We start from the raw sequence: 24,966 nt of genomic DNA on the forward strand, positions 1-24,966 counted from the left end.
GGCCCGGAGTCCGAACTTCGGGCCTTCTGTCTATGCCGCCCCCCGTAGGAGAGGCGAAATGAGTGCTGACACCCTGGCCACGGTGAAACCCGCCGTAGAGCTGGAGGGCATCACCAAGCGTTTCCCCGGTGTCGTCGCGAACCACGACATCCGCATCACCGTCCAGCCCGGCACGGTGCACGCCATCGTCGGGGAGAACGGCGCGGGCAAATCCACCCTGATGAAGATCCTCTACGGCATGCAGAAGCCGGACGAGGGCACGATCAGGGTCAACGGCGCGGAGGTCAGCTTCCGCACGCCGAGCGACGCCATCGCGGTCGGGATCGGCATGGTGCACCAGCACTTCATGCTCGCCGACAACTTCACGGTCCTGGAGAACATCGTCCTCGGGGCCGAGCCGAAACGGGCCGGCGTGCTCGACACGGGCAAGGCCCGCAGGCGCATCGTCGAGCTGGCCGAGACCCACGGCCTGCGGGTCGATCCCGACAAGCTCGTGGAGGACCTCGGCGTCGGCGACCGCCAGCGCGTGGAGATCCTCAAGGTCCTCTACCGGGGCGCCCGCATCCTCATCCTCGACGAGCCCACGGCCGTGCTGGTGCCGCAGGAGGTCGAGGAGCTCTTCCAGAACCTGCGCGAGCTGAAGGCCGAGGGCCTGACCGTCATCTTCATCTCGCACAAGCTGGACGAGGTGCTCGACATCGCCGACGCGATCACCGTGATCCGGCGCGGCACCACCGTCGCCAGCGTGGACCCGTCGGAGGTCACCGCCCGGCAGCTCGCCGAGCTGATGGTGGGCAGCGAGCTGCCCACGCCCGAGACGCGCGAGTCCACCGTGACCGACACCGTCACGCTGAAGGTCTCCGAGCTGACCATGCCCGGCGAGGGCGAGCGCCTGCTCCTCGACGACGTGTCGTTCGAGATCCACCAGGGCGAGATCCTCGGCATCGCCGGCGTCGAGGGCAACGGCCAGTCCGAGCTGATCGAGGCCATCATGGGCATCAGGCCCGCGCAGGGCCGCATCGAGCTGACCGGCCAGGACATCACCACCTGGTCCACCCTGAAACGCCGCGAATCCGGCATCGGCTACATCCCCGAGGACCGCCACCGCCAGGGCCTGCTCCTGGAGGCGTCCCTGTGGGAGAACCGCGTGCTCGGCCACCAGACCAGGAAACCCGCGCGCAGCGGCATCTGGATCGACCGGCGGGCCTCCAAGGCCGACACCGAGCGCATCGTGCGCGACTACGACGTGCGGACGCCGAGCGTCGACACCCTGGCCCTGGCCCTGTCCGGCGGCAACCAGCAGAAGCTCATCGTGGGCCGCGAGATGAGCGGCGAGCCCGCCTTCCTCATCGCCGCCCACCCCACCCGCGGCGTGGACGTCGGCGCCCAGGCCGCCATCTGGGACCACCTGCGCAACGCCCGCGCCGCCGGGCTCGCGGTGCTGCTCATCTCGGCCGACCTCGACGAGCTGATCGGGCTGTCCGACACCATCCAGGTCATCTACCGGGGGCGGCTCGTGGCCGCGCTCGACCCTTCCGACATCACGCCCGAACGGCTGGGCGGTTACATGACCGGCGCCATCGCCGGCACTGAGGAGACGTGATGCCCGCCGGGCTCAACCGGGCGCTGCTCACCGTCGCCGGCGCCGTCGTCGCCATCGTCCTGGCGATCGCGATCTGCAGTGTGGCGATCAACGTCGCGGGCGGCGATCCGCTCACGGCGCTGACCGCTCTGTTCGACTTCGGCGAGACCCCGCGCGCGCAGGCGAACTCGATCGCCACCTTCCTCAACCGCGCGGTGCCGCTGTTCATCGCCGGCCTGGCGGTGGCCGTCGGCTTCCGCATGAACCTCTTCAACATCGGCGTCGAGGGCCAGTACCGCATCGCCGCCATCTGCGCGGCCTACGTCGGCTCCACGTTCACCGCGCCGGCCTGGATCCAGATCCCCGTGATCATCGTGGTCGCGGCGCTGGTCGGCGGCCTGTACGCGCTCATCCCCGCCGTCATGAAGGTGACCAGGGGCGTGAACGAGGTCATCGCCACGATCATGCTGAACTACATCGCGATCAACCTGGCCGCCTTCCTCGTGCGCGGCCCCTTCGCCGGGCAGCGGGCGAAGGGCGAGCTGACGGTGACCACGCCGCAGCTGCCCGACTCGGCCATGTTCCCCGACCTGAACTTCCTGTTCGAGGGGTTCGGGATGCTGCCGCCCACCCGCGGCGGCGGCCTGTGGGGCTTCCTGGTCGTGGCCATCCTGCTCGGCGTGGTGATCTGGGTGGTGCTGGAGCGCACCCGGTTCGGCTTCAACGTCAAGGCCAGCGGCCTCAACGGCCCGGCCGCCCTCGCCTCGGGCGTCAACCCGAAGACCATGGTGATCTCGGCGATGGTGCTGTCCGGGGCGATCGCCGGGCTCATCGGCCTGCCCGAGATCCTCGGCGACCGGGGCGCCTACAACTCCAACTTCACCGCCGGCCTGGGCTTCCTCGGCATCGCGGTGGCGCTGCTCGGCCGCAACAAGCCCGTCGGCATCGCGATCGCCGCGCTGCTGTTCGCGTTCCTCGACCGGGCGCAGGGCGCGCTGCAGTTCGCCGACATCCCCCCGTCCGTCATCACGATCATCCAGGGCGCGATCGTCCTGCTGGTGGTCGTGGCCAACGAGGTGACCAACCGGTTCGCGCTCAGGCTCGAAGAGCGGCGCGCCGCCCAGCAGCTCGGCAGGAACACACCGGTTGAGGTGACAGCATGACCCGGGTCGGCAAGTACCACGTGGCGCTGATCGGCGTCGCCGCGCTCATCCTGCTGATGTCGCTGGTGCGGGTCCTGTCCGGCCAGAACGACATCACCTCCTCCGGCACGTTCGCCGCCGCGCTGCTGCTCGCGGTGCCGATCGGGCTGGCCGGGCTCGGCGGCCTGTGGGCCGAGCGGGCGGGCGTGGTCAACATCGGCCTCGAAGGCATGATGGTGCTCGGCACCTGGTTCGCCGGCTGGGCCGGCTACCAGTGGGGCCCCGTCGTCGCGCTGGTCGCCGGGCTGCTCGGCGGCGCGCTCGGCGGGCTGCTGCACGCGATCGCGACCGTCACCTTCGGCGTCGACCACATCATCAGCGGCGTCGCCATCAACCTGCTCGGGCCGGGGATCACCCGGTTCCTGTCAGAGGTCCTGTTCAAGGAGGGCACCCAGGCCGCCGAGGCGGGCGCCGGCATCACCACCTCGCCCGCCATCTCCGGCTCCACGTGGCAGGTCAGCCTGCCGGTGCTCTCCGACGGCCCCGACCTGCTCGGCAAGCTGGAGAGCACGCACTGGTTCCTGCTCGCCGACCTGGCCGGCATCCTGCGCGGGCTCACGCACAACGTCAACGTGCTGGTGGTCCTGGCCGTGCTGCTGCTGCCGCTGACGTTCTTCGTGCTCTGGCACACCGCCTTCGGCCTGCGGCTGCGCTCGGCGGGCGAGAACCCGTGGGCGGCCGAGTCGCTGGGCGTGAACGTCTACCTGATCAAGTACGTCGCGGTCGTCATCTCCGGCGCGTTCGCCGGGCTCGGCGGCGTGTTCCTGGTCTTCGTCTCCACCAAGTACGTCGAGGGCCAGACGGCCGGGCGCGGCTTCATCGGCCTGGCCGCCATGATCTTCGGCAACTGGCGTCCTGGCGGGCTCGCGATCGGCGCCTCGCTGTTCGGCTACGCCGACGGGCTGCAACTGCGCAGCTCCACCGCGGTCACCTCGTTCTTCCTGTTCGGGGCCGTGCTGCTGCTGGCCTACCTGATCCTCCAGGCCCGCCGTCTCATGACGGCCGACCCGGCGGGGCGGGGTGTCAAGCAGTACGTGCTGATGGCCGCGGCCGTCGCCGGCGCGATCGTGCTGTTCTGGCTCTGGCTGGTCGTCGACCAGCTGCCGAACGAGTTCGTCTTCATCACACCACACGTGCTCACGCTGCTCGTGCTCCTGGTCGCCTCCCAGCGCCTGCGGATGCCCAAGGCCGACGGCGTCGTCTACCGCCGGGGGGAACAACATTGAACATCGACTGGAACGGCCTGCGGGACGAGGCGGCCGAGGCCATGCGGCACGCGTACGCGCCGTACTCGAAATTCCCCGTCGGCGCGGCCGCGCTGGTGGATGACGGGCGCGTCGTCACCGGCTGCAACGTCGAGAACGCCTCCTACGGCGTCGGCCTGTGCGCCGAGTGCGGGCTGGTCTCGGCGCTGCAGCGCTCCGGCGGCGGCCGCCTGGTGGCCTTCACCTGCGTGGACGGTCACGGCGAGCTGCTGATGCCGTGCGGGCGCTGCCGGCAGCTCCTGTACGAGTTCGGCGGCGAGGACCTGCTGGTCGAGACCGAGGACGGGCCGAAGCGCATGGCCGAGATCCTGCCGTACGCGTTCGGGCCCCAGGACCTGAGCAGGAGCGCGTGATGGACGCCATCGAGGTCATCCGCGCCAAGCGGGACCGGGGCGAGCTGACCACGGCCCAGATCGACTGGGTGATCGACGCGTACACGCGGGGCGAGGTGGCCGACGAGCAGATGTCGGCGCTGGCCATGGCGATCCTGCTGAACGGCATGAACCGGCGCGAGATCGCCGACTGGACGCAGGCCATGATCCGCTCGGGCGAGCGCATGGACTGGTCGGCCCTCGACCGGCCGACGGCCGACAAGCACTCGACGGGCGGCGTCGGCGACAAGATCACGCTGCCGCTCGCGCCCCTGGTGGCGGCGTGCGGCGCGTACGTGCCGCAGCTGTCGGGGCGCGGTCTCGGGCACACCGGCGGCACCCTCGACAAGCTGGAGTCCGTGCCCGGCTGGCGGGCCTCCCTGTCGAACGCCGAGATGCTGGACGTGCTGCGCTCGGCCGGGGCCGTGGTGTGCGCGGCCGGCTCGGGCCTCGCGCCCGCCGACAAGAAGCTGTACGCGTTGCGCGACGTCACCGGCACGGTCGAGTCGATCCCGCTGATCGCCTCGTCGATCATGTCGAAGAAGATCGCCGAGGGGACCGGGTCGCTGGTCCTGGACGTGAAGGTGGGCTCCGGGGCGTTCATGAAGACCGTCACGGAGGCGCGCGAGCTGGCCGAGACCATGGTCGCGCTCGGCACCGACGCCGGGGTGCGGACCGTCGCGCTGCTGACCGCCATGGACCGGCCGCTGGGGCGGGCCGTGGGCAACGCGCTGGAGGTCGCCGAGTCGGTCGAGGTGCTGGCCGGCGGCGGGCCCGCCGACGTGGTGGAGCTGACCGTGCGGCTGGCGCGGGAGATGCTGGAGGCGGCCGGGATCGCCGCGGGCAAGGACCCGGAGAAGGCGCTGGAGGACGGGTCCGCGATGGACGCGTGGCGGCGGATGATCTCCGCCCAGGGCGGCGACCCCGACGCGCTGCTTCCGCGGGCCGCGGAGACGATGACGGTGGAGGTGCCCGCGTCCGGGGTGCTGACCCGGCTGGACGCGTACGCCGTGGGGCTGGCCGCGTGGCGGCTCGGCGCCGGGCGGGCCCGCAAGGAGGACCCGGTCTCGTTCGGGGCCGGGATCGAGCTGCACGCCAAGCCGGGGGACCTGGTGCGGGCCGGGCAGGCGCTGATGACGTTGCACGCCGACGAGACGTCCCGCTTCGAGCGGGCGCTGGAGGCGCTGGAGGGCGGCTACGCGGTCGGGGACGCGACCGAGGAGCAGCTTCCGCTGATCATCGACCGCATCACCGCGTAACCGGAGATCAGGGGACCGCGGGGACCGGGGCGTCGGCGAAGACCTCGGTGAGCACCGCCCGCTGCGTCGGCAGGGCTTCGGCGTGGCGGGCGCGCCCCTCGTCCGTGATGCACACGAACACCCCGCGCCGGTCGGAGTCGCAGACGCCGCGCGTCACGAGCGCCGCCTTCTCCAGCCGCGCCACCACGCGCGACAGCGCGCTCTGGCTCAGGTGGACCTCGTCGCACAGCTCCTGGATGCGGAGCTTCCTGTCGTGGTGCACGATGCGATCCAGCACCTCGAACTCGCTGGGCCCCAGCCCGTGCCGGTCGCCCAGCTCGCGCTCCAGCTGGCACATGGCCTGGGCGTGTTTCGCCAGGACGTAGTGCCAGGTGTCGACCACGAACCGCTCGTCCATGTCGCGGAGGTTACCACTTCGAGAAAATTTATGCAACGACATTAAATGCACTTGCATTAGATGTGTGTGCATGTAATCTTCTGACCCATGTCCTCTTCCTCAACCCGTTGGGGCGCGCTCGCCGTGCTCTGCGCTGTGATCTTTCTTGACGCCCTTGACGTCTCGATGGTCGGGGTCGCCCTGCCCGCCATCCAGCACGACCTGGGCCTGACGACGTCGTCCTTGCAATGGGTGGTCAGCGGCTACGTGCTCGGCTATGGCGGTCTTCTGTTGCTCGGGGGCAGGACCGCCGACCTGCTGGGGCGGCGCAGGGTGTTCCTGGCCGCGCTCGGCGTCTTCGCCGTGGCGTCGTTGCTCGGTGGCGTGGTGGACGACGGCGGGCTGCTGATCGCCGCCAGGTTCATCAAGGGCGTGGCCGCCGCGTTCACCGCGCCCGCCGCTTTGTCGATCATCACGACGACCTTTCCCGAGGGCCCGGAGCGCAACAGGGCGTTGAGCATCTTCACCGCCTGCGGCGCCAGCGGCTACTCGCTCGGCCTCGTGCTGTCCGGCTTGCTGACCGAGATCGGCTGGCGGTGGACGCTGCTCATGCCGGTGCCCGTCGCGGTGATCGCGCTCGTGGCCGCGCTGAAGGTGCTGCCGAAGGGCCGCGAGGAGCGCGCCGAGGGCGGCCACGACCTGGTCGGCGCCGTGACCATCACCGCGTCGATGCTGCTGCTGGTCTTCACGGTCGTGCAGGCGCCCGAGGTCGGCTGGGCCTCGCTGCAGACGATCGGCTCGCTGGTGGGCGTCGCCCTGCTGCTCGGCCTGTTCGTCTTCGCCGAGCTGCGGATGCGCCACCCGCTGGTGCGGCTGGGCATCCTGCGCTCCGGGCACATCGTGCGGGCCAACCTGGGGCTGCTCATCCTCATGGGCTCGTACGTGGCCTTCCAGTTCGTCGCCATGCAGTACTTCCAGAACCTGCTCGGCTGGTCGGCCCTCGGCACCGCCATGGCGTTCCTGCCCGCCGGCCTGCTCGTCGCCGTCACCTCGACGAAGATGGGCGACTTCGCCGACCGGTTCGGCACCGGCAAGCTGATCGTCATCGGCGCCGCCGCGCTGGCCGGCGGCTACGCGATCTTCCTCGGCATCGACCGCACCCCCAGCCTGGGCGGCATGGTGATCCCCGGCATGATCCTGCTGGGCATCGCGTTCGCGCTGTCGTTCCCCTCGCTCAACATCCAGGCCACCAACGGCGTGGACGACGACGAGCAGGGCCTGGCCTCCGGCCTGCTCAACACCTCGGGCCAGGTCGGCGGCGCCATCGTGCTGGCCGTCGTGACCGCCGTGCTCACCTCGGGCGGCGGCGGCGAGACGCTGTCCATCGGCTCGCTGCGCGCGGCCATCGTGGTCTCGCTGGTGCTCGCCCTGGTCGGGCTGGCGATCTCGGCGACGGGGCTGCGGGCACGCAAGGCCGCGCCCGCCGTGGCCGAGAGCGCGAAGGTGTACGAGACGGTCTGAGCCCGCCTCCGACGGGGCCCCGCCGACCGGCATCGGCGGGGTCCTTCCCTTTTACGGGCGGACGGCGCCGATCGGGGACTCGTAGTCGAGCCACTCGACCCAGTCGCCGGCGACCTCCGTGACGGCGCCCGACTTCACGTTCACCTTGGTCAGCATCACGTAGTCGTCGTCCCAGGAGCGGACCAGCACCTCCTCGGGGCCGGTCCACCGCTCGACGCCGATCAGGTCGTAGTCCGCGAGGTCCGTACGCGGCCCGCCGACGCGCCCGGTGCGGCCGTCCATGGTGACGAGCTCGGAGTCCGCCGTGATCAGGGCCAGCGTGCGGCCGTCGGGGGACAGGGCGCCGCCGAAGTCGAGGAGCCCGGGGTCGACGCGGTAGTCGCCTTCGAGGGTGGTCAGGCCGTTCATGAAGAGCTTGGTGATCGACGCGTGCCCGGGGATGTCTTTCGCCTTCTCCTTCTCGGCGACCACGCGCGTCCCGTCGTCGGCCACCGCGAGGATGCGCACCTCGTCGCCGTACTCGTAGTGGGTGACGCCCGTGTCGAAGTCGAGCGTGGCCCCGTCGGCCGAGCCGAAGTCCACGGAGAAGTAGCGGCCGTTGGGGGAGGAGGTGAGGTGCGCGCTCCCCTTCCCGGCCTCGACGTCGATGGTCTTGACCGCGCCGGAGGGCACGTCGCGGACCACGTACGCGCCGTCGAGCTGCCGGTAGGCGATGCGGCGGCCGTCCTGGCTGATGGCCAGGGGCATGGAGGTGCGGCTGTCCTCCTCGTAGCCGGCCCGCGCGCCGCCGAGCCGCCACTCGTTGCCGGACGTGGTCTGCAGCCGCCACTGGGCGCACGGCTGGGGGTTGCTCGGGTCGTTGTCGGTCCGGCCGCGGCAGTAGCCCAGGTACGCGTACTGGATGGGGTCGTCCAGCGTGGCCGGGAGCGGGTCGGGGACGTCCTCCTCCGCCTGCTGCGCGGACGTGGGGGACGACCGGGCGATCGTGCGCTCGACGTTGGCCACCATGGCGTTGACGCCGAGCACGATCAGGGCCACGAACGCGCCCACCGTGCCCACCGAGACCGTCGTCCACGTGGCGACGCGGATCCTGCGCTTCCTGCCGATGAGGGCCAGCACCGGTGCGGCGAGATCGGTGTGTGTGGCGGGCAGCTCGGCGGCGAGGGCGACCAGCGCGCCGCGCGGCCCCTGGTCCTCGGGGGTGTGCGGCGCCGCCGCCTGTGCCGTCTCGGACGGGTGTGCCCAGTCAGGGCCCTGCTCGCCTTCGGCGGGGGGCTGCGGGGCGGCGGGGAAGAGGCCGGGGTGGGCGGAACGCAGGTGGGCCAGCGCCTGCTGGAGCTCCTTGTCCAGCTCGCCGATCCACGTGCCGGTGAGCATGGCCACCTGCTGCGGGTGCAGCGCGTCGTGGTAGCGGGCGACGACGGTGGCCCGCGTCCTGGGCGGGAGCACGGCCAGCGGGTACGTCGCGGGCGGCGGCACGTCGGCGGCCAGGAAGCGCCGGTAGAGCTCGCGCAGCACGAGGAGGGCGGGCCCGGTGGAGCGGATGGCGGGCCAGCGCCGGCACACCGTCACCAGCGCGTCCGTCGCCAGGGTCCTGGCGCGGTCCTGGTCGCCGGTCAGCAGGTACGCGGTGCGGGCGAACGAAGGCCCGTAATCGACCAGAAAAGTCGATAAATCATTGGATTTGCTCACGTATATAACTCCTTGTGGGTTGATCAGAGTAGACGTCGCCCACCGCTCTCCGGAAGCCCCCGTGAACCCCGCACCGATCCGCCTCGACACCGCTTGCAGGCCCGTACGCTGGGCATCTACCGGGCATGCGCACGTCATCCCCGCCCCGCGGCCGGCCGTCGCACGCCCGCGTGGGCGTCTCGCTCGCCTGCCTCGCCGCCCTGCTCACCGCGTGCGGCACCGCCCACCAGAGCGCCACCCTGCCCCGGCAGACGTCCACCGCCACCGGCTCGCCGGGCGCGCCGACGAGCACCGCCGAGGTGGACGTCGACCGGCCCGGCACGGACCCGGCCGTCGTGACAGGCGTGCGGTACGCCGCCCACGACACCTATGACCGGCTGGTCGTGGACCTGAAGGGCGACGTTCCCGGGTACAACGTGAAATGGGTGGACGAGCTCGTCCAGGACGGGTCGGGGCGGCCCATCGACGTGCGCGGCGGCGCGTACCTGCAGCTCACGCTCTTCCCCGCGAACGCCCACGACGACGACGGCAAGGCCACCTGGGGCGGCGGCCCCATATACCCCGCCAAGCTCGGCAACCTCGCCAGTGTCGTCCGCACCGGCGACTTCGAGGGGCGCGTCGGCATCGGGCTGGTGCTGGGCAGGCGCGCCGGGTTCCAGCTCACCGAGCGGGGCTCGCCGAGCCGGCTCATCCTCGACGTGGCACACTGACGTCCGTGGTGAGAAAGATCGAGGGCCCGGCCCGCATCCCCGTACCCGGCGGCAAGCTCATCGACGAGCACATCGGCCGCGTCAACAGCGGCGACGAGGCGATCTCCATCGCCCACATGACCGCGCCCCCGGGCTGGGAGGAGCCGGCGCAGACGCCGTCGTTCACCGAGTACACCGTGGTCCTGCGCGGAGCGGTGATCGTCGAGCACGCCGGGGGCAGCACCCGGGTCGAGGCGGGGCAGTCGGTGGTGACGTCGCCGGGGGAGAAGATCCGCTACAGCGTCGGCCCCGAGGGCGCCGAGTACATCGCCGTGTGCCTGCCCGCGTTCAGCCCGGAAACGGCCGGCCGCGACGACTGACCGCCGCCGCTGAAAGGACCCGCGCCAAAACCGGCCGCTCCGCCGTCCCTTCTTCTCCCCGAAAGGACCCGCACCGGATGCGGCCGCTCCGCCGTCCCCTCTTCTCCCCCAAAGGACCCGCACCGGATGCGGCGGGAGAGCCGGGCGGTGCTCATATCATGGCCAGATGAGCCCCACCCTTGACCAGATCCGCCGGGCTCCCAAGGTCTTGCTGCACGATCATCTCGACGGCGGGCTCCGCGCCGAGACGATCGTCGAGCTGGCCAGGGAGAGCGGCTACGACCGCCTGCCCACCACCGACCCCGACAACCTGCGCCAGTGGTTCGAGGAGGCGTCCGACTCGGGGTCGCTCGAACGCTACCTGGAGACGTTCGACCACACGGTCGCCGTCATGCAGACCCGCGAGTCGCTCGTCCGCGTGGCCGCCGAGTGCGCCATCGACCTGGCCGACGACGGCGTCGTCTACGCCGAGGTGCGGTTCGCGCCCGAGCAGCACACCACCAGGGGGCTGAGCCTCGACCAGGTGGTGGAGGCGGTGCTGGAGGGGTTCGAGCAGGGCTCGCGGGGCCGCGCCATCAAGGTGGGCACGCTGCTGACGGCCATGCGGCACCAGGCCCGCTCCAGGGAGATCGCCGAGCTGGCCGTGCGCTACCGCGACGGCGGCGTGGTCGGCTTCGACATCGCCGGGGCCGAGGCCGGCTACCCGCCCACCCGGCACCTCGACGCGTTCGAGTACCTCCAGCGGGAGAACGCGCACTTCACGATCCACGCCGGCGAGGCGTTCGGGCTGCCGTCGATCTGGCAGGCCATCCAGTGGTGCGGCGCCGACCGGCTCGGCCACGGCGTGCGCATCATCGACGACATCTCCGTCGCCGGTGACGGCAGCGCCAAGCTGGGCCGGCTGGCCGCGTACGTCCGCGACAAGCGCATCCCGCTGGAGATGTGCCCCACGTCCAACCTGCAGACCGGGGCCGCCGCCTCGATCGCCGAGCACCCGATCGGGCTGCTGCGGCGGCTGCACTTCCGCGTCACGGTCAACACCGACAACCGGCTGATGAGCTCCACCAGCGTGTCGCTGGAGTTCCACAAGCTGGTCGAGGCGTTCGGCTACGACTGGGACGACCTGCAGTGGTTCACGGTCAACGCGATGAAGTCGGCGTTCATCCCGTTCGACGAGCGGCTGGCGCTGATCAACGGCGTGATCAAGCCGGGGTTCCAGCAGATCAAGTGGCAGCCGTGAAGCAGACCTACCGGTCCCGGTTCGCGTTCGTGATGGCGTGGGTGTGGCTGGCGTTCGTCGCGCTCAACGTCTGGGACCTGATCGTCCGCTACAACGGCAAGGCGTCGCTCGTCGCGCTGGCCGTGCTCGGGGCGCTGACGGCGCTCGTGTACGCCGTCGCGCTGCGCCCCGCCACCGTGTTCACGGAGGCGGGGCTGGTCGGGCGCAACCCCTTCCGCACCACGTTCCTCCCCTGGGCCGCCATCGAGGACGTCACGGTGTCGCACGCCATCACCGTCCGGCACGGCGACGACCGGGTGCTGCGGCTGTGGACGCCGATGAGCAGCGCGCGCGAGCGGGCCAGGGCGCAGCGGCGCGGGGCCGCCACCGAGCAGCGCGGCCGGTTCAAGACCGAGCCGACGCTGCCCAGGGCCGAGCAGGCGGCGGCCGAGGCGTTCGCCGGCAAGACGCACGCCGACTGGGTGGGCGAGCAGATCCGCGAGCGCGCCGAGTCGGCCAGGCGCCGCGGCGAGGAGGCCGCGCCGGCGCGCACGAGCTGGTCGTACGACGCGATCGGGCTGCTCGTCGTCGCGGTGGCGCTGGTGGTCGCCGCGATCGTCGCCTGAGATTGACCCTGACACCGTGTCAGGCCCTACCTCTTGAGTCGCCATGTTCAGCATAGGAGAGTTCGCCAGGCTCGGGCTGGTGTCCGTACGCATGCTCCGCCACTACGACGCCATCGGCCTGCTGCGGCCCGCGCACGTGGACCCCGTCTCCGGCTACCGGTCCTACCAGGCCGAACAGCTCGCCCGGCTGCACCGGATCGTCGCCATCAAGGACCTGGGCTTCACGCTGGAGCAGGTCAGGACGATCCTCGACGAGCAGGTCGGCACCGAGGAGCTGCACGGCATGGTCCGCCTGCGCCGCGCCGAGCTGGAGGCCAGGATCAGCGCCGACCTCGCCCGGCTGCGCAGCGTCGAGGCGCGGCTGCGCACCATCGAGACCGAAGGGCACATGCGCACGGCGGAGGTCGTGCTGAAGAAGGTGCCCCGGGTGCGCGTCGCCCAGCTCGCGGCCAGGGCCGCCAGCTACGAGCCCGAGGACATCGGGCCCGTCCTCGTGCCGCTGTTCGACGAGCTGTGCCGGCGGCTGGAGGCCGCGTGCGTCCGCATCGCCGGGCCCGGCATCGCCCACTACCTGCAAGAGGAGGACGGCTCCGTCATGGCGCACGCCTGCCTGCCCGTGAACGTCCGGCCCGGCGCGTACGACTTCGACGTCGTGGACCTGCCGGCCATCGAGACGGCCGCCACGATCATCCATCGGGGGTCGATGGACGCCGCGTGGTCGACGTTCCAGGTGCTGGCCCACTGGATCGAGGAGCACGGCTACCGCTCCCGCGCCCTGGCCAGGGAGATCAGCCTGCACGTGCCGTGCGACATCGACGCCTGGGTGACGGAGCTGCAGATCGAGGTGATCCCGTGCTGACCCGCGAGCTGGAGGAGGACCTGGAGCGGCACCGTGCCGAGCTGACCGGCTACTGCTACCGCATGCTCGGCTCCGGCTTCGAGGCCGAGGACGCCGTGCAGGAGGCGTTCGTGCGGGCGTGGCGCACGTACGACCCCGGGCGCGGCCCGCTGCGCCCCTGGCTGTTCCACCTGGCCACGAACGTCTGCCTCGACCTGCTCAGGAGCCCGCAGCGCCGCGCCCGCGCCATGGACCTCGGCCCGGCCGCCGTCCCCGGGGCCGCCCTGGGCGAGCCGCTGCCGGAGAGCCGCTGGGTGCAGCCCGTCCCCGACGCCCGCGTCCTCGACCCCGCCGATGTGGCGGTGACGCGCGAGAGCGTGCGGCTGGCGTTCGTGGCGGCCCTGCAGCACCTGCCGCCCCGCCAGCGGGCCGTGCTCATCCTGCGCGACGTGCTCAGGTGGAGCGCCGCCGAGACCGCCGACCTGCTGGCCGCCACCGTCACCTCGGTCAACTCCGCACTCCAGCGCGCCAGGACCAGGCTCCCCGCCGTGGCGCCCCTCGACGAGGAGGTGGACGAGGGCCTGCTGGCCCGGTACGTGACGGCGTTCGAGAGCTACGACGTGGACACGCTGGTCTCGCTGCTGCACGAGGACGCGACCTCGTCCATGCCGCCGTTCACGTGGTGGCTGCGCGGCCGGGAGGCCGTGCGCGCGGTCCTGCTGGCCGCCGGGGCGCCCTGCGCGGGTGCCCGCCTGCTCCCGACCCGCGCCAACGGCTGCCCCGCCTTCGGCCACTACGACCGCGACGGCGAGCCGTTCGCGCTGGTCGTGCTGGAGGTTTCGGGCGGCCTGATCATCGGCGAGACCACGTTCCTCGATCCCGGGCTGTTCCCGCTCTTCGGGCTGCCGATGAGTTTCGGCGCCGCGCTCCGTACTGAGGGGTGAAGGAGGACACCATGCCACAGATCATCGAACTGCCCGAGCGCCCGTACGTCGGGGTGCGCCGCACCATCACCATGACCACCTTCGGGCTGGTCGCCGACCGCATCGGGGAGATCATCGGCTGGCTCGCCGAACGCGGCGTGCCCATCGCGGGGGCGCCGTTCCTGCGCTACGAGAGCATCGACCTGGCGGCCGACCGCCTGGTGGTGCAGGCGGGGGTGCCGGTGCCCGAGCCGGTGGAGGCGGAGGGCGACCTGTTCGCCGCCACCCTCCCCGCCGGCCGCTACGCCACCGTCACCCACCACGGCCACCCCGACGAGCTCCGGCACGTCATCGAGTCGTTGCTGAAGTGGGGCGCCGAGCAGGGCCTTGAGTGGGACATGACGGAGAAGGACGGGGCCGAGCACTGGGGCTGCCGCCTGGAGCTCTTCCAGACCGACCCCAGAGTGGAGCCCGACCCGCACAACTGGGACACCGACCTGCAGTTCCGCCTGGCCTGACGCCCGCCTCTGGCGCTGGGCGGCGGCTCAGCGCCAGAGGCGTTCACCTGCCGCGCATGAACGCCAGGTCATCCCCCCACCCGTCGAACTCCTCACCGTGCCCGGCCGCCCGTGCCCGCGGTTCGAGGTCGTTCAGCAGCCTGCGCACGGCGCTCGCCGTCTCCGGCGACAGCGTGGCCTCCAGCAAGGGCAGCAGTTCCTCGTGCGACCACATCGGCAGGCTCAGCGGGTGGTGGCGCAGCTCCCACGCCAGGTACTTGTTGTACGGCCGCACCCGCCCGTGCAGGGCGAACACGTACGTCAGGTAGGAGCCGACGGCGTCGGCGGCGTCGAGGCGGGCGGCCAGCAGGTCGCCCGCGCGGTCGTTCTTCAGTGACCGGTAGGCGCTGTTGAGGAAGGCGCCCAGCGCCTCGGGGGCCAGCGACCGTGCCTCCTCCGGGGAGAGGGTGCCCTTGGCGGTGACCAGGTCGGCGATGCCGCCCGTGTCCTTCAGGACCTTGGCGTAGGCGAAGGAGTACCGGTCCCATGCGGTGCCGGAGCCGGGCAGGGCGTGCTCCCGGAACTCCCCGAGCGTCATCACGGCCACGTCCAGGACGGCGTCCCGCCGAGGCGGGAACGCCGAGCCGTCGGCGACGATCACGTAGACGTCGTGGTCGGAGTGGGCGGTGGCGGCGCCCTCGCGGGCCTGGGAGCCGCTGAGCACCACCCCGAGCACGTCCGGGTCGTCCAGGGCGCGGGCCAGGAACGTCTCGAACGTCACAGGCCCAGCCGGGCGGTCAGGTCGGATCGCAGGGCGGCCAGTTGCTCGTCCGCCACGGCTCTGGCCTGGGCCGGGGTGCCGGTCACCGGGACGACGACCTCCAGGTAGCACTTCAGCTTGGGCTCGGTGCCGGACGGGCGGACCACCACGCGGGCGTCGCCCGACAGGCGGTAGCGCAGGCCGTCGGTGGGCGGCAGGCCGCCGTCGCCGCGCGACAGGTCGTCCACCCGCTCCACCGCGCGGCCCCCGAGGACGGGGGTGCGGTCGGCGCGCAGGCGCGTCATGGCGGCGGTGATCAGCGACAGGTCGGCGACGCGGAACGAGAGCTGCGAGGTGGCGTGCAGGCCGTAGCGGCGGGCCTGGTCGTCGAGCAGGTCGAGGAGGGTACGGCCGTCGCGCTTGGCCGCCGCGGCGATGGCCGCCACGGTGAGGGCGGCGCCGATGCCGTCCTTGTCGTTGACGGGCAGGCCCGCGTCGGTGCCGAGGCTGTAGCCGAGGGCCTCCTCGTAGCCGAAGACCAGGCCAGGGCCGGCCTTGGTGATCCACTTGAAGCCGGTCAGCGTCTCGCCGTACCGGACGCCGTGCGCGCGGGCGATCTTGCTCAGGAGAGAGGACGAGACGATGGTGGTGGCCACCATGCGGTCGCCGCTCGTGTGCGTGATCACGTGCTCGGCCAGCAGGCCGCCGACCTCGTCGCCGGTCAGCATGCGCACGCCGCCCCCGGCCAGCGGCACGCCCACCGCGCACCGGTCGGCGTCGGGGTCGTTGGCGAGCACCAGGTCGGCGCCGAGCTTGGCGGCCAGCGCGACGGCGAGGTCCATCGCGCCCGGCTCCTCCGGGTTGGGGAAGGCGACGGTGGGGAAGTCGGGGTCGGGGTTGCGCTGCTCCTCGACCGCCATCGGGCTCTCGAAGCCGGCGCGCAGGAAGGCGTCGGTGAGCGTGGCCGCGCCGACCCCGTGCAGCGGCGTGTAGGCCACGCGCAGGTCGCGGGCGTCGCCGAGCGGCAGGGCGGTCACGGCGTCGAGGTAGTCGTCGACGATGCCCTCGCCCAGCTCGGTCAGCGTGCCGGGGCCGTTCAGGGGCAGCTCGTCCACCCGGCCGACGGCGTCGATGGCGGCCGAGATCTCGGCGTCGACCGGCGGGACGATCTGGGAGCCGTCGCCCCAGTAGACCTTGTAGCCGTTGTCGCGCGGCGGGTTGTGGCTGGCGGTGACGGTCACGCCGGCGTCGGCGCCGAGGTGGCGCACGGCGAAGGCCAGCACGGGCGTGGGCAGCGGATGCGGCAGCAGCGAGGCGTGCAGGCCCGCGCCCGTCAGCACGGCCGCGGTGTCGCGGGCGAACACGTCGGACTTGTGCCGGGCGTCGTAGCCGATCACCACGTGCCGGCCCGGCCCGAGCACGGCGGCCAGGCCGGCGGCGGCCCGCATGACGGTGACGCGGTTCATCCGGTTGGGGCCGGCGCCCAGCTCGCCGCGCAGGCCCGCCGTACCGAACTCCAGCTTGGCCCCGAACCGCTCCTCCAGAGCGGCCAGGTCACCGGCGTCGATCAGGGCGGACAGCTCGGCGCGCGTGCCGGGGTCGGGGTCTTGTGCCAGCCAGGCGCGCGCCGCTTCCAGGACGGTCACAGGCGGTCCACCACCTTGGCCAGCAGCACGCCCATGCGGGCGGCCGTGGCGCGGCCCACCTCCAGGACCTCCTCGTGGTTGAGCGGCTCGCCCGACAGGCCCGCCCCCGGGTTGGTGACCAGCGAGATGCCGAGCACCTCCAGGCCCGCCTCGCGGGCCGCGATCGCCTCCAGGACGGTGGACATGCCGACCATGTCGCCGCCCAGCGTGCGCAGCATGCGGATCTCGGCCGGCGTCTCGTAGGTGGGCCCGCGGAAGGCGACGTAGACGCCCTCGGCCAGGCTCGGATCGACCTCGCGCACCAGCGCGCGCAGGCGCCGCGAGTAGACCTCGGTGAGGTCGATGAACGTGGTGCCGGTGATCGGGTTGGCGCCGGTCAGGTTGATGTGGTCGCTGATCAGGACGGGGTCGCCGACGTTCTGCGTCTCGGGGCGCAGGCCGCCGGCCGCGTTGGTGAGCACCAGCGTGCGCACGCCCGCCGCGGCCGCCGTGCGGACGCCGTGCACGACCGCGTCCACCCCCAGCCCCTCGTACAGGTGGGTGCGGCCGAGGAAGATCAGCGCGTGCCGCCCGGACGAGGTGCGCACGACACGGATCTTCCCGCCGTGGCCCGCGACGGCGGGCGCGCGGAAACCGGGCAGATCGGTGAACGGGATCTCCCGCACCGTCTCACCGATCGCGTCGGCGGCGGGCACCCAGCCCGACCCCATGACAAGGGCCACGTCGAAGGTGTCGAGGCCCGCGGCGCTGCGCAGCGCCGCGGCGGCCTCACCGGCCAGGGTGTACGCGTCTTTGGTCACCTTCAGTAGTTTAGGAGCAGCCTGTCCAGGACTCGCACCCCGAACTGCAGCGCGTCCACCGGCACCCGCTCGTCCACGCCGTGGAACATCGCCGCGAAGTCCATGTCCGCCGGCAGCCGCAGCGGCACGAACCCGAACCCGCGCACCCCCAGGTCCGCGAAGAACGTCTTGTTGTCGGTGCCGCCCGACATGCAGTACGGGATCGCCCGCGCCGCCGGGTCCTCCTCCTTCAGCGCCGCGATCATCGACTCCACCAGCGCCCCGTCGAACGAGGTCTCCAGCGCGATGTCGTGGTGGATGAACTCGCGCCGCACCTTCGGCCCGAGCAGCCCGTCGACGGTCTTGAAGAAGTCCTCCTCGAACCCGGGCAGGAACCGCCCGTCGACCACGGCCGTGGCCTGGCCCGGGATGACGTTCGACTTGTAGCCGGCGCCGAGCTGGGTCGGGTTGGTGGTGTGGCGCAGGGTGGCGCCGACGAAGCGCACCAGCGGGCCGATCCTGTCGAGGATCGGCTGCGGGTTCTCCTCGTCGAACGGGATGCCGAACGCGTCGGCGACCTCGGTGAGGAAGCGGCGGACCGTCGGGGTGTAGGTCAGCGGCCAGTCGTGGTCGCCGATCCTGGCCACCGCCTTGGCGACCTCGGTGACGGCGTTGTCGTCGTTCAGCATCGAGCCGTGACCGGCGGTGCCGTCGGCGATCAGCTTCATCCAGGCCAGGCCCTTCTGGGCCGTCTCGATGAGGTAGAGCCGCAGCGACGGGTCCACCTCCAGCGAGTAGCCGCCGACCTCGCTGATGGCCTCGGTGACGCCCTCGAACAGCTCCGGGTGGTGGGCGGTGAGGTACTTGGCGCCGTACACGCCGCCGGCCTCCTCGTCGGCCACCCACGCGAAGACGAGGTCGCGGCGCGGCCGGCGGCCCTCGCGCTTGATCTGGCGCAGCACGGCCAGCATCATCGCGTCCATGTCCTTCATGTCCACGGCGCCGCGGCCCCAGATGTAGCCGTCGCGCACCTCGCCCGCGAACGGGTCCACCGACCAGTCGTCGGCGTTGGCCGGCACGACGTCGAGGTGGCCGTGCACGAGCAGCGCCGGCAGCGACGGGTCGGTGCCCTCGATCCGGGTGACCACGTTGCCGCGGCCCGGCTCGCTCTCGACGTACGTGGCCTCGATGCCGACCTCGGCCAGCCGCGACATCACGACCTCGGCGGCGGCCCGCTCACCGGGGCCGCTGCCGTCACCGTAGTTGCTGCTGTCGACGCGGATCAGCTCCACGCACAGGTCGGCGACTTCCTTCTCCGCGGGGGTCATGGGCTCGGCAGGGGTCATGGGGTCCTCTCCAGTGTGAGCAGTCCGGACTTGTGGAGGTGGCCGCGCTTGTGAGCGCGGGTGATCAGCGTGAGGTCGACGTCGGTGATCTCGTCGTGGCGGCCGACGACGCCGGTCATGAAACGGTAGAGCGCCGCCTCGTGCGCCGCCACGACCTGCACGATGAGGGAGTGCGTGCCCGTCGTGGCGGCGCAGTAACGGACGCTGGGGTGCGCGGCCAGCTCCTGGCCGACCAGGTCGAGGCCGTGCGGGCGGACCTTCAGCCACAGCATGGCCTCCACCTCCAGGCCGAGCAGCGCGGGCTCCACCTCGGCCCTGGGCAGCAGCAGCCGCCGCTCGATGAGCGAGGTGACCCGCCGGCGGGCGGTGGGCACGGAGATGTCGAGGCGCTCGGCGACGGCGGTGAACGCGATCCGGCCGTCGGCGGTGAGTAACTCGGCGATCTCCTGCTCCAGCGGCGACAGCCCCTCCTCGTCGGGCAGGCACTCGGCCGGCCGGCCGGGCCGCAGCTCGGCCACCTCCCGCTCGGTCAGGTAGGGGGCGTGCCACTCGGCGACCGTCCTGAACGTGTGCAGCACCACCTGCGTCTGCGTCTGCAGCACACCGTCGATGTCGGACACCTGCGAGGACAGGATGCGGTGCAGCTCGTCCCTGGAGGGCGGCACCAGCTCGCAGCCGATGTCGGCGGCCCCGGTCAGCGAGTAGACCGAGCGCGTGTCGGGCCGGTCGGCCAGCGCCTTGGCCACCTGCGTGGCCGTGCCCGGCCGCACCTGGACGTGCAGGTGCACCGGCCGGCCGTGCCCCGTGCGCAGGTCGTCGTAGATGGCCGTGACCCGCACGACGCCCTCGGCGATCAGCCGCTGCAGCCGCCGGGCGACCGTGCGCTCGTGCTCGCCCACCGCCCGGCCGATCTCACCCCACGAGGCACGCGGAGCGACTTGCAGCGCGGCCACGAGCCGCCGGTCGAGAACGTCCACCTGCACCCGTTTCCATGTCGGAATTGTAAATATTGTGGGGAACATTTGACTGTTTCGGTCGCCCGAATGCACAGTAAGCCATCACGCACTTGTCAGCAAAGGAGCCCACGTGGCGACCTCCCCGGTGGCGCAATCACCACTCGGCATCCCCAAGAGCCGCGTCCGCCAGCTCATGGCGGCCAGCATCGGCAACGTCGTCGAGTGGTACGACTGGTACGCCTACACCTTCCTCGCTGTCTACTTCTCCGAGCAGGTCTTCCCGAAGGGCTCGGCCAACAGCCTCGTACCGCTGCTGAGCTCCTTCGCCGTCTTCGCCGTCGGCTTCTTCATGCGCCCGCTCGGCGGTCTGCTCGTCGGCGCCTTCGCCGACCGGTACGGCCGCAAGGCCGCCATGACGTTCACCATCGTGCTCATGGGCGCCGGCTCGCTGCTCGTCGGCCTCACCCCCACGTACGCGGCCGTCGGGCTGCTCGCACCCGTCATCCTCACCCTGGCCCGCCTCATCCAGGGCCTCTCGGTCGGCGGCGAGTTCGCCGCCGCCACCACCTTCCTCGTGGAGTCGGCCCCGCCCGGCCGCCGCGGCCTCTACTCGAGCTTCCAGTACGTCAGCACCACCATCGGCCAGCTCCTCGCCTCCGGCCTGGCCGCCCTGCTGGCCACCAGCCTCATCGAGGCCGACATGAACTCGTGGGGCTGGCGCATCCCGTTCTTCGTCGGCGCGCTGCTGAGCTTCGTCGGCCTCTGGATCCGCAAGGGCGCCGACGAGACCTCCGCCGTGGCCGAGGAGATCCAGCGCGGCGAGGCCGAGCGGCCCAAGCTGTTCGAGTTCCTCAAGCACCACCCGCGCTCCGCCGCCACCATCGTCGGCATCACGATCGCCGGCACCGTCGCGTACTACACGTGGACCAGCTTCCTGCCCACCTACGCGCAGATCACCGTCACGTTCGACAAGGCCGACTCCCTGCAGATCGGCACGATCTCGCTGGTCTTCTTCATGATCCTGCAGCCGCTGCTCGGCATGCTGTCCGACCGCATCGGGCGCCGGCCGATGCTGATCACGTTCGGCCTCGGCTTCCTCGTGCTGCCCGTGCCGCTGCTCGGCCTGCTCACCCAGTCGTACGCGAGCCTGCTGGTCGTGCAGCTCGTCGGCATGGTCTTCCTCGGCTGCTTCACCTCGATCTCGGCCGCGGTGAACTCGGAGCTCTTCCCCACCCGGGTGCGGGCGGCCGGGGCCGGGTTCCCGTACTCGCTGACCGTGGCCCTGTTCGGCGGCACCGCGCCGCTCATCGGCACCGCGCTCCAGGAGGCCAAGAACCCCGGGCTGTTCCCGTGGTACATGTCGGCGCTCGCGCTCATCTCGACCCTGGTCTACCTCTTCGTCCTGAAGGAGACCAAGGACCAGCCGCTGCGCTAACCCCCGAACGAGGTGCAGGGGCGCTCCCGCAACTCCTTGACGTAGTCGTCGGGGGCGCCCGCCCGCTCGGCCGCCTCGGCCAGGCTGCCCAGGTAGCGGGCCGAGGGCAGGCCGCCCTCGTAACCGTCGAGCACGTAGAACCAGGCCACGACCTCGCCGTCGAGCGTCTGCACCCGCAGCCGCACCTTGTGGTAGGCGCCCCGGACGGCCCCCTCCCACTGGTCGAGCGAGGTCTCCTCCCAGTCGGGCACGTCGTAGAGCACCACGAACACGTGCTCGTCGGGGTCTTCGACGATCGTGGCGACCGCGCCCTCCCAGGCGAGATCCATGCCCCCGAACGTCAGCCGCCACCCGGGCAGCCATCCCACACCCCAGATCGGTGAGTGGGGAGCGCGCATCGCCATCTGCTCGGGATCCATGTTGGTGCCGTACGCGCCGTACAGCCTGAGATCACTCGGCTTGCCCGAACGGTCCGAAGCCCATGCCACGATCCACCCCTCCCGCCGGGTGCCACTCGTCATCCAGCTACCGCGCCATCCTGCCACGCTTGGGGGCCGCGCCGGTCCATCGCATCGGGCGGCGGAGGGTCGTGTCAGCTCTCTTCACGCAGCCCCAGAACCACCCGTGCGGGATCGAAGGCGGGGCGTCGGCCATGCGGGCTGGTGGGGCGCTTGATGCGGATCCACTGGAACGCCTGTCTGATCATGCGGCGCCGCTGGACTCGGCGTGCCGGGTCGTGGTCGTCCGTCCCGATGTTCCAGTCTCCCAGCACGGCGGCCGCGGTGATCTCGGTGAGGTCGGCTCGGCGGGTGCGCTCCTCGATCTCTGCCCGCACCCTGGCGATCTCGGTGACCGGCACGCCGAGCAGATGATGCAGGTCAGGGGAGAGGATGCGGCTTTGCTCGACGTAGGTCTGCTCTCCGGCGCAGCCGTTGGATTTCCTGGTCCGCGTCCACAGGGCGTGCTGGATGCCCTCTCTGCGCGGCTCCGAGCCGCCAGTTCAGCGCGGTCTCCTGAACGAGCTCCTCCAGACCGGCCGCGTTGATGGACTGCCCGCATCCTCGCGAGTCGATCTTGCCGGAGTTGTAGCTGCATCGGTAGCGGTTAGCGCGGCCTGTGGGGCTGTGGCCGCTCATGCTGGAGCCGCATGAGTCGCAGAACAACAGTTTCAGACTGGTCAGGAGGTATTTGTCGTCGGTCGGAGGGCGTCCCGGGCCGGTCGTGCCCAGCACGCTCTGCACGTGCAGCCAAGTGGAAACGTCCAGGATCGTGCTCTCACCCCGCATACGCCCGATGAGAGCGCCTGCGGTCCAGCGTGTGTGCCCCGTCAGGGCCGGGCGACGCAGCTGCTGCTTCAGAGCCTGGATGGTGAAGTGGACGCCGCCTTTGTGCACGACTCGCGTTCCGTCGTCGGACCGGATCTCGGGGGTGGTCACGCCACGCGTCGCCCAATCGCGTGTGATGGCGCCGATGCGCTCGCCGCTCAGGATGCGGGTGGCGGCTTCTCTGATGAGTGCGGCTTCGGATTCTTGGAGCGTTCCCGCGTGGACGTCGATGAAGCCGAAGCGTCGGCGGGGTCCGCCTGTCATCTCGCCGGCCTCGGCCTTTCTGCGCAGGCTGCGTGCCACACGTCTTCGCAGCTTGGTGACCTCGCGTTCACTCTCCCGAACGCGGGCTGTGAAGGCTGCGGCACCCTCTTCGGAAGAGAGATCGAAGACCTCGTCGGTGCTCGCGGAAATCATTCGGAATCCGGCGAGACGCAGATCCCGCCCCAGAGACCGGCGCGGGCGGCCTGCGTGAGTCGATCCCATTGAGGGCGGCTGGGGGAGCCGGGTGATGCTCTACGGCCGGGGTCGGAATAGCGTGCGCCTCTCCCGAGGCCCAGCTCGCGCAAGCAGTCCACATTGTCGCGGTGCTGCTCGTCGCAACTGGCCGAGCGGCCGCTTCTGTCCACGCTGACGCGATCGTAGGTGGCGATGGGGAGTTCGGAGACATCCATGAAAGAGAACCCTCAACCTTGGTCGGCAGCCGTGTCCCAAACCTAGCGATCCCTCGCCTGTCTGGATGGATACGCCGTGATCACGGCCCCGTTGTCGCTTCGTCTGGCTGGTGCGGGAGAATGGGACACGTGACGAGGATCGTGATCATCGGTGGCGGACCAGGCGGCTACGAGGCGGCGCTGGTGGCCGCGCAGCTAGGCGCGCAAGTCACGATGGTCGAGCAGGACGGCCCCGGTGGTGCCTGCGTGCTGACCGACTGCGTGCCGTCCAAGACGCTGATCGCGACCTCCGTGCGCAAGCAGGCGCTGCTCGACGCGCCGTCGCTCGGCGTGTCGTTCTCCGGCGGGCCCGACGGTGACGCTGGGGCGGTGGGGGTCGATCTGCCGCTGGTCAACAAGCGGGTCAAGGAGCTGGCGCAGGCGCAGTCGGCCGACATCGCGACGCGGGTCGAGGCCGAGGGCGTGGAGATCATCAAGGCGCGCGGGCGGCTGGTCGATCCGCAGGTCGTCAGGGCCGGTGACCGGACGATCAGGGCCGACGTGGTGCTGGTGGCGACCGGGGCGACGCCGCGGGTGCTGCCGGGGGCCGAGCCCGACGGGGAGCGCATCCTCACCTGGCGGCAGCTCTACGACCTGGAGGAGCTGCCCGAGCACCTGATCGTGGTCGGGTCCGGGGTGACCGGGGCCGAGTTCGCGGGCGCGTACCGGTCGCTGGGGGCGGAGGTCACGCTGGTGTCCAGCCGCGACCGGATGATGCCCAACGAGGACGCCGACGGCGCCGAGGTGCTGGAAGAGGTCTACCGGCGGCGCGGGATGAACGTCATGGGGCGCTCGCGGGCCGCCTCCGTCAAGCGCACGGCCGACGGGGTCGTGGTGACGCTGGAGGACGGGCGCACGGCCGAGGGGTCGCACGCGCTGATGACGGTCGGCATGATCCCCAACACCTCCGGCATCGGGCTGGAGGAGGCCGGGGTGCAGCTCGACCGGGGCGGGTTCGTCAAGGTCGACAAGGTGTCGCGCACGTCGGCGCCCGGCGTGTACGCGGCGGGCGACTGCACGGGCGTGCTGATGCTGGCCTCGGTCGCGGCCATGCAGGGCCGCATCGCGGTGTGGCACGCGCTGGGGGAGGCGGTGCAGCCGCTGCGGCTGGCCACGGTGGCCTCCAACATCTTCACCGACCCCGAGATCGCGGCGGTGGGCGTGGCGCAGCGGGCCATCGAGGCGGGCGAGATCGAGGCGAACGTGGTCAAGCTGCCGCTGGCCACCAACGCGCGGGCGAAGATGCAGGGGTTCAACGACGGGTTCGTCAAGCTGTTCTGCCGGCCGCACACCGGGATCGTGCTGGGCGGCGTGGTCGTGGCGCCGCGGGCGTCCGAGCTCATCCTGGCGGTGTCGGTGGCGGTGCAGCAGCGGCTGACGGTGGATCAGCTGGCGCACACGTTCGCGGTGTATCCGTCGTTGTCGGGGTCGATCACGGAGGCGGCGCGGCGGCTCATGCAGCCGGGAGTGTCGATCTGAGCCGGTAGCCCCCGACTGCTGGAGGCGCGTGGTGCATGGCACCACGCGCCTTTTCGCGTTCCGGGGCGGGTCGCGCGGGAACGGAGC

25 protein-coding genes are annotated in these 24,966 nt (G+C 71.5%); 15 read left to right on the top strand and 10 right to left on the bottom strand.

The window, feature by feature from the left end; all coding sequences use genetic code 11:
- The first annotated feature begins 58 nt into the window (after positions 1-58).
- The 5 genes from KIS93_RS38465 to KIS93_RS38485 are packed head-to-tail and all read left to right on the top strand — an operon-like array spanning position 59 to position 5,679.
- Positions 59-1,603, top strand: coding sequence for an ABC transporter ATP-binding protein (locus KIS93_RS38465; protein ID WP_080043037.1), 1,545 nt, complete (start codon positions 59-61; stop codon positions 1,601-1,603).
- Positions 1,603-2,745 carry an ABC transporter permease gene (locus KIS93_RS38470; protein WP_080043036.1) on the top strand — a complete coding sequence of 381 codons (1,143 nt, stop codon included), beginning with the start codon at positions 1,603-1,605 and terminating at the stop codon, positions 2,743-2,745. Before KIS93_RS38465 ends, KIS93_RS38470 begins: the two co-directional genes overlap by 1 nt.
- A complete protein-coding gene (locus KIS93_RS38475) occupies positions 2,742-4,010 on the top strand; it encodes an ABC transporter permease (RefSeq protein ID WP_080043035.1) in 1,269 nt (422 codons plus the stop codon). The genes KIS93_RS38470 and KIS93_RS38475 overlap by 4 nt, the downstream gene beginning before the upstream one ends.
- On the top strand, positions 4,007-4,402 hold the full coding sequence (locus tag KIS93_RS38480) for a cytidine deaminase (RefSeq protein ID WP_080043034.1): 396 nt from the start codon (positions 4,007-4,009) through the stop codon (positions 4,400-4,402). Before KIS93_RS38475 ends, KIS93_RS38480 begins: the two co-directional genes overlap by 4 nt.
- Positions 4,402-5,679 (top strand): thymidine phosphorylase, encoded by a 1,278-nt coding sequence (locus KIS93_RS38485; RefSeq protein WP_080043033.1) that lies wholly within the window; start codon positions 4,402-4,404, stop codon positions 5,677-5,679. Before KIS93_RS38480 ends, KIS93_RS38485 begins: the two co-directional genes overlap by 1 nt.
- 7 nt (positions 5,680-5,686) lie before the next feature.
- Here the strand turns inward: KIS93_RS38485 and KIS93_RS38490 are convergent, their stop codons facing one another.
- A complete protein-coding gene (locus tag KIS93_RS38490; RefSeq protein WP_080043032.1) occupies positions 5,687-6,076 on the bottom strand; it encodes a MarR family winged helix-turn-helix transcriptional regulator in 390 nt (129 codons plus the stop codon).
- Between the two features lie 135 nt (positions 6,077-6,211).
- On the opposite strand from KIS93_RS38490, the gene KIS93_RS38495 reads away from it, so the two are divergent.
- Entirely contained in the window at positions 6,212-7,576 is a 1,365-nt protein-coding gene (locus KIS93_RS38495) for an MFS transporter (protein WP_230465601.1), read from the top strand.
- A 51-nt stretch (positions 7,577-7,627) separates the two neighbouring features.
- On the opposite strand, the gene KIS93_RS38500 is transcribed toward KIS93_RS38495, so the two are convergent.
- A complete protein-coding gene (locus tag KIS93_RS38500; protein ID WP_155128581.1) occupies positions 7,628-9,268 on the bottom strand; it encodes a SigE family RNA polymerase sigma factor in 1,641 nt (546 codons plus the stop codon).
- A gap of 125 nt (positions 9,269-9,393) precedes the next feature.
- Between KIS93_RS38500 and KIS93_RS38505 the strand changes: the two genes are divergently transcribed.
- The 7 genes from KIS93_RS38505 to KIS93_RS38535 all read left to right on the top strand — a co-directional run bounded on the left by KIS93_RS38505 (position 9,394) and on the right by KIS93_RS38535 (position 14,461).
- Positions 9,394-9,978, top strand: coding sequence for an AMIN-like domain-containing (lipo)protein (locus KIS93_RS38505; RefSeq protein ID WP_080043029.1), 585 nt, complete (start codon positions 9,394-9,396; stop codon positions 9,976-9,978).
- A 5-nt stretch (positions 9,979-9,983) separates the two neighbouring features.
- Complete coding sequence (locus KIS93_RS38510) at positions 9,984-10,337, top strand: cupin domain-containing protein (RefSeq protein ID WP_080043028.1); 354 nt, start codon at positions 9,984-9,986, stop codon at positions 10,335-10,337.
- A gap of 166 nt (positions 10,338-10,503) precedes the next feature.
- Positions 10,504-11,577, top strand: a complete 1,074-nt coding sequence (locus KIS93_RS38515) for an adenosine deaminase (protein WP_080043027.1) — start codon at positions 10,504-10,506, stop codon at positions 11,575-11,577.
- Entirely contained in the window at positions 11,574-12,182 is a 609-nt protein-coding gene (locus KIS93_RS38520) for a PH domain-containing protein (protein WP_080043026.1), read from the top strand. Before KIS93_RS38515 ends, KIS93_RS38520 begins: the two co-directional genes overlap by 4 nt.
- A gap of 43 nt (positions 12,183-12,225) precedes the next feature.
- Positions 12,226-13,041 carry a MerR family transcriptional regulator gene (locus KIS93_RS38525; protein ID WP_080043025.1) on the top strand — a complete coding sequence of 272 codons (816 nt, stop codon included), beginning with the start codon at positions 12,226-12,228 and terminating at the stop codon, positions 13,039-13,041.
- Positions 13,035-13,964, top strand: a complete 930-nt coding sequence (locus KIS93_RS38530; protein ID WP_155128579.1) for a sigma-70 family RNA polymerase sigma factor — start codon at positions 13,035-13,037, stop codon at positions 13,962-13,964. The genes KIS93_RS38525 and KIS93_RS38530 overlap by 7 nt, the downstream gene beginning before the upstream one ends.
- 11 nt (positions 13,965-13,975) lie before the next feature.
- A complete protein-coding gene (locus tag KIS93_RS38535; RefSeq protein WP_080047266.1) occupies positions 13,976-14,461 on the top strand; it encodes a GyrI-like domain-containing protein in 486 nt (161 codons plus the stop codon).
- A 43-nt stretch (positions 14,462-14,504) separates the two neighbouring features.
- Here KIS93_RS38535 and KIS93_RS38540 read toward each other — a convergent pair whose 3' ends face one another.
- The 5 genes from KIS93_RS38540 to KIS93_RS38560 are packed head-to-tail and all read right to left on the bottom strand — an operon-like array spanning position 14,505 to position 19,954.
- Complete coding sequence (locus KIS93_RS38540; RefSeq protein ID WP_080043024.1) at positions 14,505-15,221, bottom strand: hypothetical protein; 717 nt, start codon at positions 15,219-15,221, stop codon at positions 14,505-14,507.
- A complete protein-coding gene (locus KIS93_RS38545) occupies positions 15,218-16,846 on the bottom strand; it encodes a phospho-sugar mutase (protein WP_080043023.1) in 1,629 nt (542 codons plus the stop codon). Before KIS93_RS38545 ends, KIS93_RS38540 begins: the two co-directional genes overlap by 4 nt.
- A complete protein-coding gene (locus KIS93_RS38550) occupies positions 16,843-17,646 on the bottom strand; it encodes a purine-nucleoside phosphorylase (protein WP_080043022.1) in 804 nt (267 codons plus the stop codon). The genes KIS93_RS38545 and KIS93_RS38550 overlap by 4 nt, the downstream gene beginning before the upstream one ends.
- 2 nt (positions 17,647-17,648) lie before the next feature.
- On the bottom strand, positions 17,649-18,971 hold the full coding sequence (locus KIS93_RS38555) for a M20/M25/M40 family metallo-hydrolase (protein WP_080043021.1): 1,323 nt from the start codon (positions 18,969-18,971) through the stop codon (positions 17,649-17,651).
- Positions 18,968-19,954, bottom strand: a complete 987-nt coding sequence (locus KIS93_RS38560) for an Lrp/AsnC family transcriptional regulator (RefSeq protein ID WP_230465600.1) — start codon at positions 19,952-19,954, stop codon at positions 18,968-18,970. Before KIS93_RS38560 ends, KIS93_RS38555 begins: the two co-directional genes overlap by 4 nt.
- 103 nt (positions 19,955-20,057) lie before the next feature.
- On the opposite strand from KIS93_RS38560, the gene KIS93_RS38565 reads away from it, so the two are divergent.
- Positions 20,058-21,362 carry an MFS transporter gene (locus KIS93_RS38565; RefSeq protein ID WP_230465599.1) on the top strand — a complete coding sequence of 435 codons (1,305 nt, stop codon included), beginning with the start codon at positions 20,058-20,060 and terminating at the stop codon, positions 21,360-21,362.
- Here KIS93_RS38565 and KIS93_RS38570 read toward each other — a convergent pair.
- The 3 genes from KIS93_RS38570 to KIS93_RS38580 all read right to left on the bottom strand — a co-directional run bounded on the left by KIS93_RS38570 (position 21,359) and on the right by KIS93_RS38580 (position 23,104).
- Positions 21,359-21,850, bottom strand: a complete 492-nt coding sequence (locus KIS93_RS38570) for a gamma-glutamylcyclotransferase family protein (protein ID WP_281261987.1) — start codon at positions 21,848-21,850, stop codon at positions 21,359-21,361. The two genes, KIS93_RS38565 and KIS93_RS38570, sit on opposite strands and share 4 nt — an antisense overlap.
- Before the next feature lie 104 nt (positions 21,851-21,954).
- The gene (locus KIS93_RS38575) at positions 21,955-22,221 is read right to left on the bottom strand and encodes a hypothetical protein (RefSeq protein WP_080043020.1); all 267 of its coding nucleotides are present in this window, start codon (positions 22,219-22,221) and stop codon (positions 21,955-21,957) included.
- A gap of 19 nt (positions 22,222-22,240) precedes the next feature.
- The gene (locus tag KIS93_RS38580; protein WP_080043019.1) at positions 22,241-23,104 is read right to left on the bottom strand and encodes a recombinase zinc beta ribbon domain-containing protein; all 864 of its coding nucleotides are present in this window, start codon (positions 23,102-23,104) and stop codon (positions 22,241-22,243) included.
- Positions 23,105-23,490: 386 nt separating this feature from the next.
- On the opposite strand from KIS93_RS38580, the gene KIS93_RS38585 reads away from it, so the two are divergent.
- A complete protein-coding gene (locus KIS93_RS38585) occupies positions 23,491-24,879 on the top strand; it encodes an NAD(P)H-quinone dehydrogenase (protein ID WP_080043018.1) in 1,389 nt (462 codons plus the stop codon).
- Positions 24,880-24,966: the final 87 nt, after the last annotated feature.

It is taken from the genome of [Actinomadura] parvosata subsp. kistnae (assembly GCF_900323885.1).
GTDB classification, from domain to species: Bacteria; Actinomycetota; Actinomycetes; order Streptosporangiales; family Streptosporangiaceae; genus Nonomuraea; species Nonomuraea composti.